Origin of the sequence: Corynebacterium sp. MSK122 (assembly GCF_030229435.2) — a bacterium.
Lineage (GTDB): Bacteria > Actinomycetota > Actinomycetes > Mycobacteriales > Mycobacteriaceae > Corynebacterium > Corynebacterium marquesiae.
Genome location: NZ_JASPHV020000003.1, coordinates 40,051 through 53,076, shown reverse-complemented (window position 1 = coordinate 53,076; position 13,026 = coordinate 40,051). Strand labels below are relative to the sequence as shown.

Sequence of the window (13,026 nt, the reverse complement as noted above, 5' to 3'; positions counted from 1 at the left end):
GACGTCCACCCTTCGATCGGTACCTACGGTCCCAGTTATCCCAATCCCCACGAGTGCGAAGACAACCCGTCAGATGAACCGCACCCGGACGATGGTTTTGAAGATGCCGCGCAATGCTCCGCGCCTTGTCGTAATGGAGCACGCTCAACCAGGGGCGGGTTGCAAACCCGCAGAGCTCGTTCCCATCAACCAAAGCAGACTCGAACGTCTCAGGGACAGGCTCACGCTTGAGGTCGTAGTCAAGCGTGGATAGCTCAGGCTCGCGCGCGACCAGTACACAGTCGAGGCGGTTCTCAGAACGTGACAGATACTTGAACGATGGGAACGTCGAGTAGGGGTTGGGGATTTTCCCGGTGCGCGACAGAGCGAGGTTACGGAAGTAGTACCGTTCCTCAGCTGAGCCGCGCTTTACGCTTTTGGGGTGCGCACACCACCCTTAGCGAGAACACCACCGTCCTCACACGAGACGTTTGCACGGGTAGAAAGGTTCACCAAGTCAGTCTGACGATGCTTCACTTCCCAGATCGAATCGTCATCAGCGAGCGCAAGACGCGACTCACGGAGAATCTCAGCAAGACCGAAAAGATCGTAACGCTCAAGATCATCGTCGGCGGTGATCACACCGTCGGTAGTCGCGCTCAGAATAGAGGTCTGGTTAGAGACAGCCGTAAGCGCAGCACGCACCAACGACGTCGTCATAGCCGCGTGGTAGGGAGAAGTCACGGCAGAACCACCGATGTTCTCCATCTCTTCGGCGTAGGCATTCCAACCGTTCTGGTCAACGACGTCTTGAGCTAACTTGCCGTAGCACGAATTGGTCGCAACCTTGATTGTCAGCTCCTGAAGAGACTTTTTCCCGTAGGTCTCCTTCGCTACAGCACGGTCGAGAACCATCTGACGAAGCGCAGGACGCAGAGACCGGGAGCGCACAACCTCACCATCTACCTCGCGGGTGAGAAGCTTGAGCGTGATGCCAGTCTGGCAAAAGACGCGAGCGCCAAGCTTCAACGCGAGGTAGACCTCGGGGCCGGCGCAGGTAGACCCGTGAAAGACACCACCGATCTCACCGTTGACACGCGCAGCGATCTCATCGAGCTGTTCGCGGATGTAATCCCGTCCGCCAAGGTCCCGACCCTCACGGTCCAGACCATCTTCGTCGAGACGCTCGTCCTCGCCAAAGCCGCAGCCGTATGAGGTCTGAGGAAAGATCAGAGAGTTACCACGCCGCACCGGCAAGCAGGGAGTTTCGACATCGTCGGGGAAGACCCACGAAACATGTCCAACGAAAGGCGTGAGATACCCGAGCGGAAAATCATCGAGAGTCAGTTCACGCTTGTCGATGTGTTCCTTGATCACACCACCATCGGTGTAATCAGGGTCATAGATACTGGCCATCGCAGTGGGATAAGCAGACTGCAGATCCCAGTCGTACGTAGGGTAGGCATGCACACCCGGGGACGGACAAGTGTTGTAGCCACCAGCGAATGCGTCGGCCCACAAGGCGTGAGATACACACGCGTCGCCGTCAACCGGCCCCAGGCCACGAACTGCGTAGTACTCAAGCGAGTCACGGTCAGATTCCAACTCAACACCGCGAGTCTTGAGTCCTTGGAACATCCGACGGAAAATCGCGTTGCTCGGTTTACCAGAATCGACAAGAGCACTACCAATATCTCCAGAATCGATAAACCCCTCTTCCCGCCAAAACTTCGAAATCCCAGACTTGAGCGCCCGCGCACCACCAGACGAGATGGTGACCGGCGGGGTTGTGTTGTAGCCCCAGACGGTGCCCAGGTAGTGGACCACAATTCGCGCATCGTTCGCTGCGTAGTCGAGCAACCGCGGCAGATCCTCGCGTGACAGCGCTTCCATGTCCTCAATGGCAGCGCCAACGTCGAGCTTTTCAACACCACACGCATCACCGAGCGCTTCCAAACTCTTATGTTCTGGAGACGCCTGATTGCGAGTGTCACGGAAGACCACACTGAAGGGAAGAAGACGCCGGAACGATCCAAACCCTGAGGTACGAACGACACGGACCGGCCGCAGGCTCACAAGCCCGCCACCAGCGGATGTAAGTTCATGCAAGATGTCATCGCACCGACGTTTTGGACGACGGAAAGCGGTCGCATCGACGTTCAGAAAATGACCGGCAAGCACGATACGAATCGAAGCACGCTTGAACAACGAATCCCGTAGACGATCCTTACCAAGCCCAGACCGCAGAATCCCGCGCGGGTCCATGTCCGAGGTACCAATTTCACCAACATCTTTAAAACCGTTGGCGTAGCGCTCGAGTTTCCCAAGCAGAGAGATCGCGTAAAAGCAGCTATCAACAAGAAGCCGCTGTCCCTCAAGGGGCATAATCACGACTTCATGTTCCGTACCGTCGAGCGGATCAATCCAACTGAATTGGTAGCTCACAATGTCGCGGCGACCCTCACCGTCGTCGCTGACGAATTCGGTATCAAAACCGATGACGAGACGCCTTTCACCACTACCCATCGCGCGGACGCTAGCTAGAGAGCCAAAGTCAACACTCGTGAAATCGTCAGCGACGTCAGTTGAACCGGTACCATTTTGGACCTGGCCATCCGGCCAGGCCAAACTGCAGCCTCGTAGGATATTTTGGCCTGATCGCGTTCGAATGGTTTGACCTGCGGTTTTACCCTCGATGTTCGAATGATCTTCATCATCATTCATTTGTTTGATGATGAGATCCGGGTCATTTTCATCCACGCGCCAGGCATTTACGCGGTGTAAAACGACGGCTAAATCGGTCAATTTTCCACGCTGGTCCGACTGGAAATCGACCAACCGGGCGTCCCAACCGACAGCATCATTTTCGATTTGTTCGTAACGTTCACGAATCTCCTGTGATACACTGACGACTGAAGCATCTACGCTCCAGCTCTCACGGTTCACAGCGGTGGGGGCCGTTCCCTTTTGCATTATGCACCACCGCCGACAGCGCGAGCGCGGGTGAAATCGTCGAGGTCGGTGACCGCGTACACGACAGATCGACCGAGACGAGAGTAGCGAGGGCCTTCACCCTGGTAGCGCCAATGTTCGAGCGTTCGGCGCGACAGACCGAGATAGACAGCAGCTTCTGGAGTTTTCAGAAAAGCCGGGGACATAAAAAATCTCCTGAGATAGCAAAGCTATCCGGCAGGAGGTAACGCCTTCCCGGTTTCTATGTGTGGCGGTCTACGGTTCCCGTGCTCAAAAATTGCTTTACGTGGGCGCGACCCACTACCACTAAGTTCCTGTCAGCCTCGTACACGAGATTACCTTGCTTAGGGGCGCGATGAGCGACATCTCCGGATGTTACCGGCATGTGTACGATTTAGTTTCTTAGCGTCTTAGAAAGTTCTCTAGCAAAACAAGAGCTTATGCGCAGTGCTTACTGTAACGCACTTACCTTTACGATGCAAGTACCTTCCAACCCGGATCATAAAGTACGTTAAAGGTATGAGCACTACAGCGAAAACCCGGATCGAACCGGGGCATACATCGATCGACCGAGCCACACCGAGAAAGACGAAAACCGGATACCAGCTGGACTGGTCAGTCCGATTACACGACGGCAGGATCATACAACGACGGTCGAAGGCAAAGACGAAAGGCGAAGTACGCGCACGCGCACGGCGCAAAGCCGACGAGCTGTTGTCTACAACCTCAACAGAGTGGACACCGCGTACACCGATGAACGTGTACATCGAGAAAGTCACACGGCCGAAAATCGAAGAGTCGTCGCAGCTCAAAGACCTATCAAAACGGCGTTATCTCGCATCGCTCAACCTGGTCGCGGCTGAACTCAAGGGTTATAGCGTTTTTGACGCGATGCAGTTCAGGGTGTTAGAGCACACGCTGCAAGCCGTCACGAACACACACCCGGGCAGCGTGTCGAGCGCACGCACGGTGCTATCGACCTACATCGCCGACGCACTTGTCCGCGACGGAGTCATTTCAGGCAACCCCATACGCGGGGCCAGGCTAGACATTCGCACACAGGGGAAAGACGAGGTAGACGGCCGTAGAACGCTCACGAGCGAGGAATACGACACGGTCGTCAAGCACCTGCTCACGCGCGATACCAGCGGACCGTTGGTGCAGCCGAAGAAAGGCGGCGCGCGACAGTCAACAATCAATGCGCACGCCCGAGTTACGAGGCTGACGCTGCTGCAAGCGGTAACCGGGCTACGCATCTCTGAGGCAAACCGGCTGCGCTGGGGACACGTCGAGGACAACGGCGAGAACATCATCATCAACGCAACGCGCGACATCGTCAAAGGCCGCAAGGGCAAGGAAAAGGGCCGCTACATACCGATCCTGAGGGACGACGTGGCGGAATACCTTCGTACACACCGCGAGGACGAGGCACACCACGTCGTAGGCTCACCAACAACGACGGCGAGCGCATGGGACGCGACCAACGCCGACGACAAAGTACCGGAGCTGTACTCACAGATCGCCGACGAGACGGGTGTCGAGATTCTTCGCGACCTTCGCAGCCACTCATGGCGCGCCACACTGCACGGCGTGTACGCCGACGTGATGGACGCGAGGACACGGGCGGACATTTTCGGCCACACCGAGCAGATCGCAGACGAGTACTACAACGACCGCGCCAACGTCGAAGCACTCATTCGAGCGACCGCGCAAGCACGTACTTTCGTAGACACACCAAAGTAGACATGCGTGCGCTGCAGTAAGTTGAACTAGCGAGCTGACACCAAGCTCGCAGCACCTTCTCCAAGCATCCATAGAGCTAACACGATAAGAATCGAGCCTGTGCCCATATCGACGAAGCGGCCGTAGCGGGACAGAAAGCTGGAAAAAACATCTACGAGAAGCGCAAAGCCAGCAAACATCACAAAGCCCACAACAACGAGAGTGACGAGAATCAGCAGCATCCACTCTGCACCCATATCGGGTTTTACAAACTGCGCAAATACTGCTCCGAAGAACAGCACCGACTTAGGGTTCGATAGGTTCGTTACCATCCCAACCCCAAAAGCCTTGCGCGTTTCCACTGACTGATCGCGAGGATTCGTAGGCAGAGCTGCCGACTCGCCCGATCGCCAGGCTCGAAGCCCGCCACACACCGCGCCAAACCCCATATAGAGAAGGTAAGCCCCACCAACCAGTTGTAGAACGGCGAGCAATTGGGGCGCAGCTTGCATGAGGGCACTTAACCCCAGCAGCGACGCAGCGATCCAGACTGCGCACCCCGCCATGACCCCCGTAGCGCACGCCACGCCAGCGGCCCGAGATTTCACACTGAAACGAATAATCTGCACAACATCAGGACCAGGCACTGCCACCGCGGCAGCGAACACGCCGATTAGCGCGAGAAAATCACCGATTACCATTAATCTCCCTCAACCTCCGGTGGTCCTACGCTGATGTGCCAGCCACTCCTGTCAGACGACTAATCGGAACATGGCCCAAGTCACCACTTTAGTGGCACGCTTTTGCCCTGCCTTTATTGAGCAATCGTGTCTTCCCTGCAAAATCGTCCGATTCAAATAGAGGAATCGGAGGGGTACGTAGAAGTACGTTAAAAAGTACGTTAAGCGATCCAGTAACAGCACGTATCCGGCAGTAGAACACAGTAGATAAAATATCGCTGACCACTGCCTACGCACATATACGTACAGGTACTGAAGTTGTCCGTCAAGACCCTGGGTGTCGCGGGTTCGAGCCCCGTCAGCCACCCCAAATGCCCGAGCCTTGTGCTCGGGCCTTTTCAGTTTTCCGCCTGCATGCTCGCCAGCAGCTCCTCCGAACGCGCCCGACCGGCCACATCTGGCATGTCTCCGGTCACCACAAACTCGCTAACACCCAGCCGCTTGCCGACGCCCCTAAGCTCCTCCCCCACTTCCCTCACCGTTCCCCATACGTCATGGGCCAGCGCCTCCTCAATGCGCCGGCGCTGCTGCCCCGTGAGCGTATCCATATCCAGCTCTCCTGCAGGCCGCAGGGCCGTGAACTCGCCGGTAGATTGCGCGAGTACCTTGGCATAGGCCTCCGGTAACAACAGATCACGGGCGGCCGCGGACGTATCGGCAACGGCAATATTGAGCGAGGAGATGATAGGTGGGGCGTCGGCAAGCGCATGCTCCCGATACGCCCGCGCGGCAGCCTCTTGCGTGGCCACCGGACCACCCAAGATGACGCCGAGCCCCATCTTGGCCGCAACCATGGCCGATCGAAAGCCCGCCAAGACGTAGATCGGAGTGCCCGCATACTCCGGCCGCACCGTCACCGCCTCCTCGCCGCGCAGGTAGCGCAACAGCGTTTCCAGCTCCGCCTCAAAGCGCTGTTTCACCTCGGCCGGGTCGCCCTGGCGCAGCGCCCGCCGCACCGGGCTGGTAAAGCCAACAGAGGAACCAATTCCAATATCGATACGCCCGGGATACAGCGCCTCGAGGAGGTTTATCTGCTCCGCCACCAGAAACGGCGGATGATTCAACAGCATGATTCCGGCCGTTCCCACCCGAATGCGCTGCGTGTGCGCCGCCACGTGCGCCGCCAACATGCCCGGCTGGCCCGCCGGAATGCCCGGCACGCCGTGGTGCTCGGCCACCAGAAATCGCCGGAAACCAAGCCTCTCCACGTGCCGGGCGTGCTCAGCCACCTGGTCCAGCGGGCTGGCCGCCCCGCGGTCTAAAACAGAAAAGCGCATGGCCACCACTGTAGCCATGCGCTCATCGCCTGCACCGCGGTTGGGCGCTACTGATTGGCGTCCGCGTTGCCCTTAGACCACTCGTCCCAGGACATATTCCAGTCACCCAGGCCATCCATCGCATTAAGCGTTTCACCGTAAGTATTGAACACGCGCACCACGTCGCCGCGCTTCATCGTCTCCTGGAACCACTGGGCAGCCTCCGGCGTCACATTGATGCAGCCATGGGAGGTATTGGTATTGCCCTGCGCCCACACTGACCACGGAGCAGAGTGGACATAGATGCCGGAATAGGACATCTGGGTAGCCCAGTCCACGGTCGTGCGGTAGCCGCCTGCCTCATGGGCTAGGCCAAAGGTCTCCGAGTCCATGACTAGCTGCGGGTGCTCGTCACCGATGATGTAGCGCCCGTTCGGCGTATCGTACTGATAATCGCGGCCTAGCGAGACCGGGATGGCGCGCAAGAACTTCTTATTCTTGAAGACCTTCATGGTCTTGGTGGCGTTATCAATAATCGCGACGGTGCGGTCCCCAATGGTGAAATTGGTCTTGGCGTTCTCGCCGCCATAGATTCCGCCGCCTAGATCCTTGCCGTACTGGTCCACCTTCACCTCAACCTTGGTGCCTGGCTCCCAGTAGTCCTTCGGACGCCAGCGCACCTCCTGGTTGTTGACCCAGTAGAACGCGCCCTTAACCTCTGGGTTGGTGGTGACAGTAATGGTCTTCTCGGCTGCCTTGCGGTCCGTAATCGGCACACCAAAGTTCACACCAATGACCTGGCCTACGCCCACCTCAGAGTCCGGGATCGGAGTAAGCGAGACTTCGGCTACGCCCGCTGCTTGCGGGGTGGAAAAGCTGAGGTTCTTCTTGTTGCCATCCACATCGGAGGCGACGATGGAATAGGTGTGGTTATAGCCCAAGTCCTCCGCAGTAGACCAGGTCTTAGCATCCTTCGAGAGCTTTTCTTTGACTTCCACGCCCACTTCATTGGTCATGGTAACGCTCTTGAGCTTGCCGTTGGTCTCCACCGTTACCGGCTTCGACGGGTCTACGTCCTGCGCCCCGTCCTTTACGGAAACCTTCAGGCCGTCCTTTTTCTTTTCGGACTCTTTGCCTCCATCCTTCGCGCCGCTCGCGCTCGCGGCGGCGGTGGATTCTTGGTCAGCGGTTTGATTCTCGGCAGAGGAATCAGAGGAGCAGGAGGCGGCGGCTAGGGAAATGCACGCAACGCCCGCGGCCACGATGAGGCGGCGCGCAATAGGGAGGGAATGTTTCACTGAGTTGCCCTTAGACACGTAATTGCTGCTTTCAAAGACCAATTTAGATTAGCGTCTCGTTCCAGCAATTACCAGAAGCCACTTCAGGTATTAACCAATTCGTTATAGACCCCTAAAAACACGCCATAACCAGGCGATTTTACACTTTTCAAGAATGGCTGCTAGAGTATCTACTCGTTGCACAGAGAGCCACACGGCAGGAAGTCAACAATGCGCCATTAGCTCAATTGGCAGAGCAACTGACTCTTAATCAGTGGGTTCGGGGTTCGATTCCCTGATGGCGCACCACTTAAAAATTTAAATTAAAAAATTAGGCCGGGCAAAAGCCCGGCCTTTTTGTTATCTCACCCGCAGCGGAGCAATGAGTGGAGCGCCGCCATGCTGGACGACGTCCGCCTCTACCCCATACACGCCTTCCACGAGCGCCCCCGTGAGAACGTCTGAGGGCGTGCCCTGAGCGCGAATATGGCCCTTTTTGAGCACCACCAGCTGATCGCACATGCGCGCAGCCAGGTTGATGTCGTGAATGGCCACCAGGCCCAGGCTGCCCTCGCGCTTCGCCTTGGCACGCACCTCGTCCAATACGAAGATCTGGTGGTGCAGGTCGAGGGCGGAGGTAGGTTCGTCGAGAAGCATCAGGCCTGGGTTGCCCACCAACATCTGCGCCACCGCCACCAGCTGGCGCTGGCCGCCGGAAAGCTCGTTGAGGTAGCGCGAGGCAATCGCGTCCAGCCCCAGCGAGTGCAGCACCTCACCGGTGCGCGTAATCGGGTCCTCGCAGGCTTCACGGCGCGCAGAGATCAGCACGGCCTCAAACGCCCGCAGCGCGGCCGTGCTCGTGAGATCCTGCGGCACGTAGCCGATGAGCTGCCGGCGGCGCTTGCCGCGCGGGGCCGTACCATCGACGCGGAAATCCACCTCGCCATCGCAGCCGCGGTGGACGCCGGCCAGGGACTTGATAAGCGTGGTCTTGCCGGAGGCATTCGGCCCCAACAGGCCCACCAATTGCCCGCCGTGGAGTTTTTCCACATCCACGGACTCCAGTACGCGGTGCTTGCCATAGGCTGCACTCAGCCCGGAAATAGTCAGTTCTACGTCCACAGTGCCCTCCTTCGGGTCATGACGATGGCAATGAAGAATGGCACGCCCAAAAGCGAGGTAACGATACCAATGGGAATAGCCAGGCCCGGCTTAATCATCAGGCTGACCGCATGCGCGGCACACATCACGGCCGCACCCGCCGCCATGGAGGCCGGCAAGAAGTAGCGCTGGTCCTCGCCCACCAGCATGCGGGCAATATGCGGGCCGACCAGACCAATGAAACCGATGATGCCGGCAAAGGCCACGGTCGTCGCCGCGACGAGCGACACCACGATGAGCACCACGATGCGCAGGCGGGAGGTATTTACGCCCATGGCGGTGGCGCGGGCATCGCCAAGCCGCAAAGCAGTAAGACGCCAGCCCAGCGCCCACAGAATGGGCAGGGCGATAATCAGCACGGCCGCCAGCACGCCGTTGGCCGCCCAATTGGCGCGGGTAAGAGAGCCCATGGACCAAAAGACGATCTGTTGCAGCGCCTCGGCCGAGGACTGGTACTGGATAAGCGCCAGCATGGCCTGGAAGAAGAACACCAAGCCGATGCCCAGCAGCACCATGGTTTCTGCCTTCGCGCCACGGATGACGGCCGCGATAACAATAATGGCCGTAGCCACCGCGGCAGCAAGCCACGCCATCAGCGCCAGGTTGAACTGCGGCTGCGCAATCAGCTGCCACTTGAGCACGATGGAGGTGGCGCCGCCAAACGCGGCGGCCGCAGAAATGCCGAGGGTAAACGGCTCGGCTAGCGGGTTATTGAGGATGGTCTGCATCTCCGCGCCGGCCAAGGACAAGGCCATACCGATAAGCACGGCCATCACGGCCATAGGCAGGCGCAGTTGCCACAGCACCGTGCGCGTCTGGTCCTCCAGACCCGCGGGATTCACAATGCCCTTTATTACCTCGCCAGGACTGATATCAATTGCACCGACGAAGTTGCTAATGACAAATGCGGCGGCCGCAATCAGGGTCAGGCCCGCAACGATGCCTATGCGTTGCCAGGTTAACTTCTTATGTTGCCGCGCGAGGGCGGCTACCTCTGCGCCCTCCATTAGTTGGTGCTAAAGAAGGTTCCCTCACCAGAGACCGGCGAGTACTTTTCTTGCGCATCCATCCACTGCTTGGCGACGTCCATATCGGTATACGCCTCCGGGTCGATCCACTCCGCTACCTGCAGCAGTGCCAGGTAATTAAACGGCGAATCATAGAACTGGTGCCACATGCTGTGCAGGTGATGCTCATTAACCGCACGCAGCTTATCGAAGCCGGCCTGCTTCTCCGGAAGCTTCGCGATGCTGCCCTTGGCTTCCTTTTCATCAATGCCGTAGCCGACTGCAGCGTATCCGACAGGGTGGCCTTCATCGTCTTTCATCTCGGACCAATCGCCACCGGTGGCGATGATCATATCCGGGTCAGATTCCAGGACTTTTTCCGGGGTGATTGTGCCAGACTCGCCCGGAATGACTTTATCGCCGATATTCTCGCCACCGGCCGCGTTGACCAGCTGGGAGATATTGGAATCGTTCCAGGAACCGCAGCAATCGGACACACCTGCTGCTCTCCAAACGAAAGTCTTCGGCTTATCTTCTACCTTCTCCGCGCGGGCCTCGACCAAATCCACGGTTTTTTGCCAATCCGAGTTAAATTCCTCTGCGCGATCCTCTTGTCCAAAGATTTCGCCGAAGATGTCCATAGTCTTGGGCGTATTCTCCAGCGGGTCGCGGCGGAAATCGGTGACCGCATACTTCAAGCCAGCCTGGTCCATCTTGTCGGTCAGGCCCGCCTCACGGGAAGCATCGTATTGATCCAGCGACAGCACGATAAGATCCGGATCCAAGCTCACAAGCTTCTCCACGGTGACATCGCCCTTGGTAAAGCCGCCGATTTCCGGCACCTCGTTGACGGACGGCAATTCCTTTTCCAGCGCGTTGTAGTAATCCGGCACGTTTTGCTTGAGGTCCGTGCCGATGCCAACGACCTTATCCAGCGGATTGTCGGTATTAAGAACGCCGGTGGCAAAAATCGATCGCCCCTCCCCCAAAATCACGCGGTCGGGAGCCTTATCCAGTTCCACATCACGGCCGGTGATATCGGTGAAGGAGAACTCAGCATCGCCGCTGGAGCCGCCAGTTACTTCCTCAGCTGCGCCGCAGCCGACGAGTGCGGTTGCCGATGCCGCCACAACCGCCATCACCTTGAAGGGGGTATGAGCCATTTTTAGTCCTTGGTCGTTGGATGCCCCCGCGGCTAACGCGAAGGGCCTTGCATAGGACATCCTAACCTGATTAAGTAAGGCAACCCAAACCTAAACGGGTTCGCCGTTAATCGTGTAGTCTTCCGGCTCTCCCTTGGGCACCTGGGTACCGTCCGACATGGTGCGATCTTCCAGCTCTCCATCCGGATCCACGATCGCAATATCAAAGCCGGATTCGCGGATGCGGCGCAGCCCCTCTTTCAGCATGCGCCGACCCATACGGTTTGTACCGGTGATATGCGATAGCTCGAGCACTACCGTACCTTCGCCAAAATCCGACCCCATCAGCTCGTACAAGATGGTCTCGGCCGCGTTGAAGTTAATCAAGCCCTGCAGATAAATGACGGTCAGCTCCGCATCCTGCTCCACCTTGCGCACCGGGTTCACGCCATAACGCTCATCCGTAGACATCAGGTGCAGGCCCATGTCCTTCGACAGCAGCTTGAACGCATCCACTCCGCGCACCGAGTTGCCTTCCTTGTTCAGCCGCGGCGAGAATGTAGCCACGCCCAACTGGCCCGGCAATGTGCCCAATAGGCCGCCCGAGACGCCCGACTTCGCCGGGATTCCCACCTCTGCCATCCACCGGCCCGCACCGTCGTACATGCCGGCCGAGCTCATTACCGATAGCGTCAACCGGCACACGTCCGCATCGAGAATCTTGTCGCCCGTCACCGGCTGCACGCCACCATTGGCCAGCGTTGCCGACATCACGGCCAGGTCCCGTACCGTCACCACAATCGAGCACTGCTCGATATAGGTCGAAACCGCATCGTGCGCCTCGTCTTGGATGATGTCGTAATTGCGCAGCATATGCGCCAGGGAGAGGTTGCGGTCGCTGACTTCGAGCTCGGAGTCGCGCATGGGGGCGTCGATAAGCAAATCGCGTCCCGCCAACCGAGAGAAATAGGTGCGCAGGCGCTCCACGCGCTCGGCCGGCTCCGAATCCACGCCATTAATTAACTGCGTGACCGCAATCGCGCCCGCATTAATCATGGGGTTGACCGGCCGGTGATCATCACGGTTGAGCGAAAGCTCATTAAAAGCCTCCCCCGAAGGCTCCATGCCCACTATCTCACGCACCGCAGAAAGGCCCAGCTCCTGCAGCGCCAGTGCGTAGACAAACGGCTTGGACAAGGATTGCAGGGTAAATTCCACCTCATCATCGCCCGCTGAGTAGACGTGGCCGGTGGTGGTGCACATCGCGGCGCCGAGGTATTCGGGCTCAGCCTTGGCCAGCTCCGGAATATAATCCGCCACGGCACCGTCGCGATTATCGCGCACCTTGGTGAGGATTTCCTGCAAATAAAAAGGGATTGGTGTCTTCATCCCAACCCAGCCTACGAAAAAAGTCCCCGCAGTGTGCGAGGACTTCCATAATTTAGTGGCGCTCGGACAGCAGGCGCTGCAGCTCCTTCAGGTCGCTCTTGCGGCGGCGAGAGCGGAAGACCGAGAAAGCAATCAGCCCAACCACAGCGGCGCCGACGCCGCCCAGGGCCATCTGCACGTTGCGGTCCTGCAGCTTATCGGTGGCCGCGGTCTTAGCCTCGTTGGCAAAGTTCTGCGGCTTGCTGCGCTGTGCCAGCTCGTCCAGGGTGCCGGCCAGCTGGCGGCGGGTGCGCTCGATATCGCGCTGAATGTCTTCAATATTGCGTGCCACGAAGTTCTCCTCTTAACTTAGGTTCGCTCTTAACGGGGTCATTCTACCC

General features: G+C 58.3%; 11 protein-coding genes and 1 tRNA gene. 2 read left to right on the top strand and 10 right to left on the bottom strand.

The annotated features are described in order from the left end of the window. Window positions 1-408: 408 nt before the first annotated feature. Window positions 409-2,925: a hypothetical protein gene (locus QP934_RS02195; RefSeq protein ID WP_419126681.1), complete on the bottom strand. Its 2,517-nt coding sequence runs from the start codon at window positions 2,923-2,925 to the stop codon at window positions 409-411. Between the two features lie 26 nt (window positions 2,926-2,951). After that, the gene (locus tag QP934_RS02190) at window positions 2,952-3,137 is read right to left on the bottom strand and encodes a helix-turn-helix transcriptional regulator (protein ID WP_121910508.1); all 186 of its coding nucleotides are present in this window, start codon (window positions 3,135-3,137) and stop codon (window positions 2,952-2,954) included. Window positions 3,138-3,711: 574 nt separating this feature from the next. Between QP934_RS02190 and QP934_RS02185 the strand changes: the two genes are divergently transcribed. Beyond that, window positions 3,712-4,695, top strand: a complete 984-nt coding sequence (locus QP934_RS02185; protein ID WP_419126680.1) for a tyrosine-type recombinase/integrase — start codon at window positions 3,712-3,714, stop codon at window positions 4,693-4,695. Between the two features lie 26 nt (window positions 4,696-4,721). Here QP934_RS02185 and QP934_RS02180 read toward each other — a convergent pair whose 3' ends face one another. The 3 genes from QP934_RS02180 to QP934_RS02170 form a co-directional block, all read right to left on the bottom strand. Then, complete coding sequence (locus QP934_RS02180; protein ID WP_419126679.1) at window positions 4,722-5,375, bottom strand: LysE family translocator; 654 nt, start codon at window positions 5,373-5,375, stop codon at window positions 4,722-4,724. A 377-nt stretch (window positions 5,376-5,752) separates the two neighbouring features. Next, window positions 5,753-6,709 carry an MsnO8 family LLM class oxidoreductase gene (locus QP934_RS02175; RefSeq protein WP_419126678.1) on the bottom strand — a complete coding sequence of 319 codons (957 nt, stop codon included), beginning with the start codon at window positions 6,707-6,709 and terminating at the stop codon, window positions 5,753-5,755. A 29-nt stretch (window positions 6,710-6,738) separates the two neighbouring features. Then, window positions 6,739-7,968, bottom strand: a complete 1,230-nt coding sequence (locus tag QP934_RS02170) for a L,D-transpeptidase (protein WP_419126677.1) — start codon at window positions 7,966-7,968, stop codon at window positions 6,739-6,741. A 212-nt stretch (window positions 7,969-8,180) separates the two neighbouring features. On the opposite strand from QP934_RS02170, the gene QP934_RS02165 reads away from it, so the two are divergent. Next, window positions 8,181-8,256, top strand: a tRNA-Lys gene (locus QP934_RS02165). Between the two features lie 51 nt (window positions 8,257-8,307). Here the strand turns inward: QP934_RS02165 and QP934_RS02160 are convergent. The 5 genes from QP934_RS02160 to QP934_RS02140 form a co-directional block, all read right to left on the bottom strand. Then, window positions 8,308-9,069, bottom strand: coding sequence for an ABC transporter ATP-binding protein (locus QP934_RS02160; protein ID WP_419126676.1), 762 nt, complete (start codon window positions 9,067-9,069; stop codon window positions 8,308-8,310). Then, entirely contained in the window at window positions 9,060-10,115 is a 1,056-nt protein-coding gene (locus tag QP934_RS02155) for a FecCD family ABC transporter permease (protein WP_049377258.1), read from the bottom strand. Before QP934_RS02155 ends, QP934_RS02160 begins: the two co-directional genes overlap by 10 nt. Then, on the bottom strand, window positions 10,115-11,278 hold the full coding sequence (locus QP934_RS02150; protein ID WP_419126675.1) for an ABC transporter substrate-binding protein: 1,164 nt from the start codon (window positions 11,276-11,278) through the stop codon (window positions 10,115-10,117). The genes QP934_RS02155 and QP934_RS02150 overlap by 1 nt, the downstream gene beginning before the upstream one ends. 90 nt (window positions 11,279-11,368) lie before the next feature. Further along, entirely contained in the window at window positions 11,369-12,646 is a 1,278-nt protein-coding gene (locus tag QP934_RS02145; protein ID WP_419126674.1) for a glutaminase, read from the bottom strand. Window positions 12,647-12,698: 52 nt separating this feature from the next. Then, the gene (locus tag QP934_RS02140) at window positions 12,699-12,977 is read right to left on the bottom strand and encodes a DUF3618 domain-containing protein (RefSeq protein ID WP_005323988.1); all 279 of its coding nucleotides are present in this window, start codon (window positions 12,975-12,977) and stop codon (window positions 12,699-12,701) included. Window positions 12,978-13,026 lie beyond the last annotated feature (49 nt).

Bases quoted from the DNA above. Each gene is read 5' to 3' on its own strand.
- QP934_RS02180 (WP_419126679.1), bottom strand. From the start codon at position 5,375: ATGGTAATCGGTGATTTTCTCGCGCTAATCGGCGTGTTCGCTGCCGCG.
- QP934_RS02145 (WP_419126674.1), bottom strand. From the start codon at position 12,646: ATGAAGACACCAATCCCTTTTTATTTGCAGGAAATCCTCACCAAGGTG.
- QP934_RS02190 (WP_121910508.1), bottom strand. From the start codon at position 3,137: ATGTCCCCGGCTTTTCTGAAAACTCCAGAAGCTGCTGTCTATCTCGGT.
- QP934_RS02150 (WP_419126675.1), bottom strand. From the start codon at position 11,278: ATGGCTCATACCCCCTTCAAGGTGATGGCGGTTGTGGCGGCATCGGCA.
- QP934_RS02175 (WP_419126678.1), bottom strand. From the start codon at position 6,709: ATGGCTACAGTGGTGGCCATGCGCTTTTCTGTTTTAGACCGCGGGGCG.
- QP934_RS02155 (WP_049377258.1), bottom strand. From the start codon at position 10,115: ATGGAGGGCGCAGAGGTAGCCGCCCTCGCGCGGCAACATAAGAAGTTA.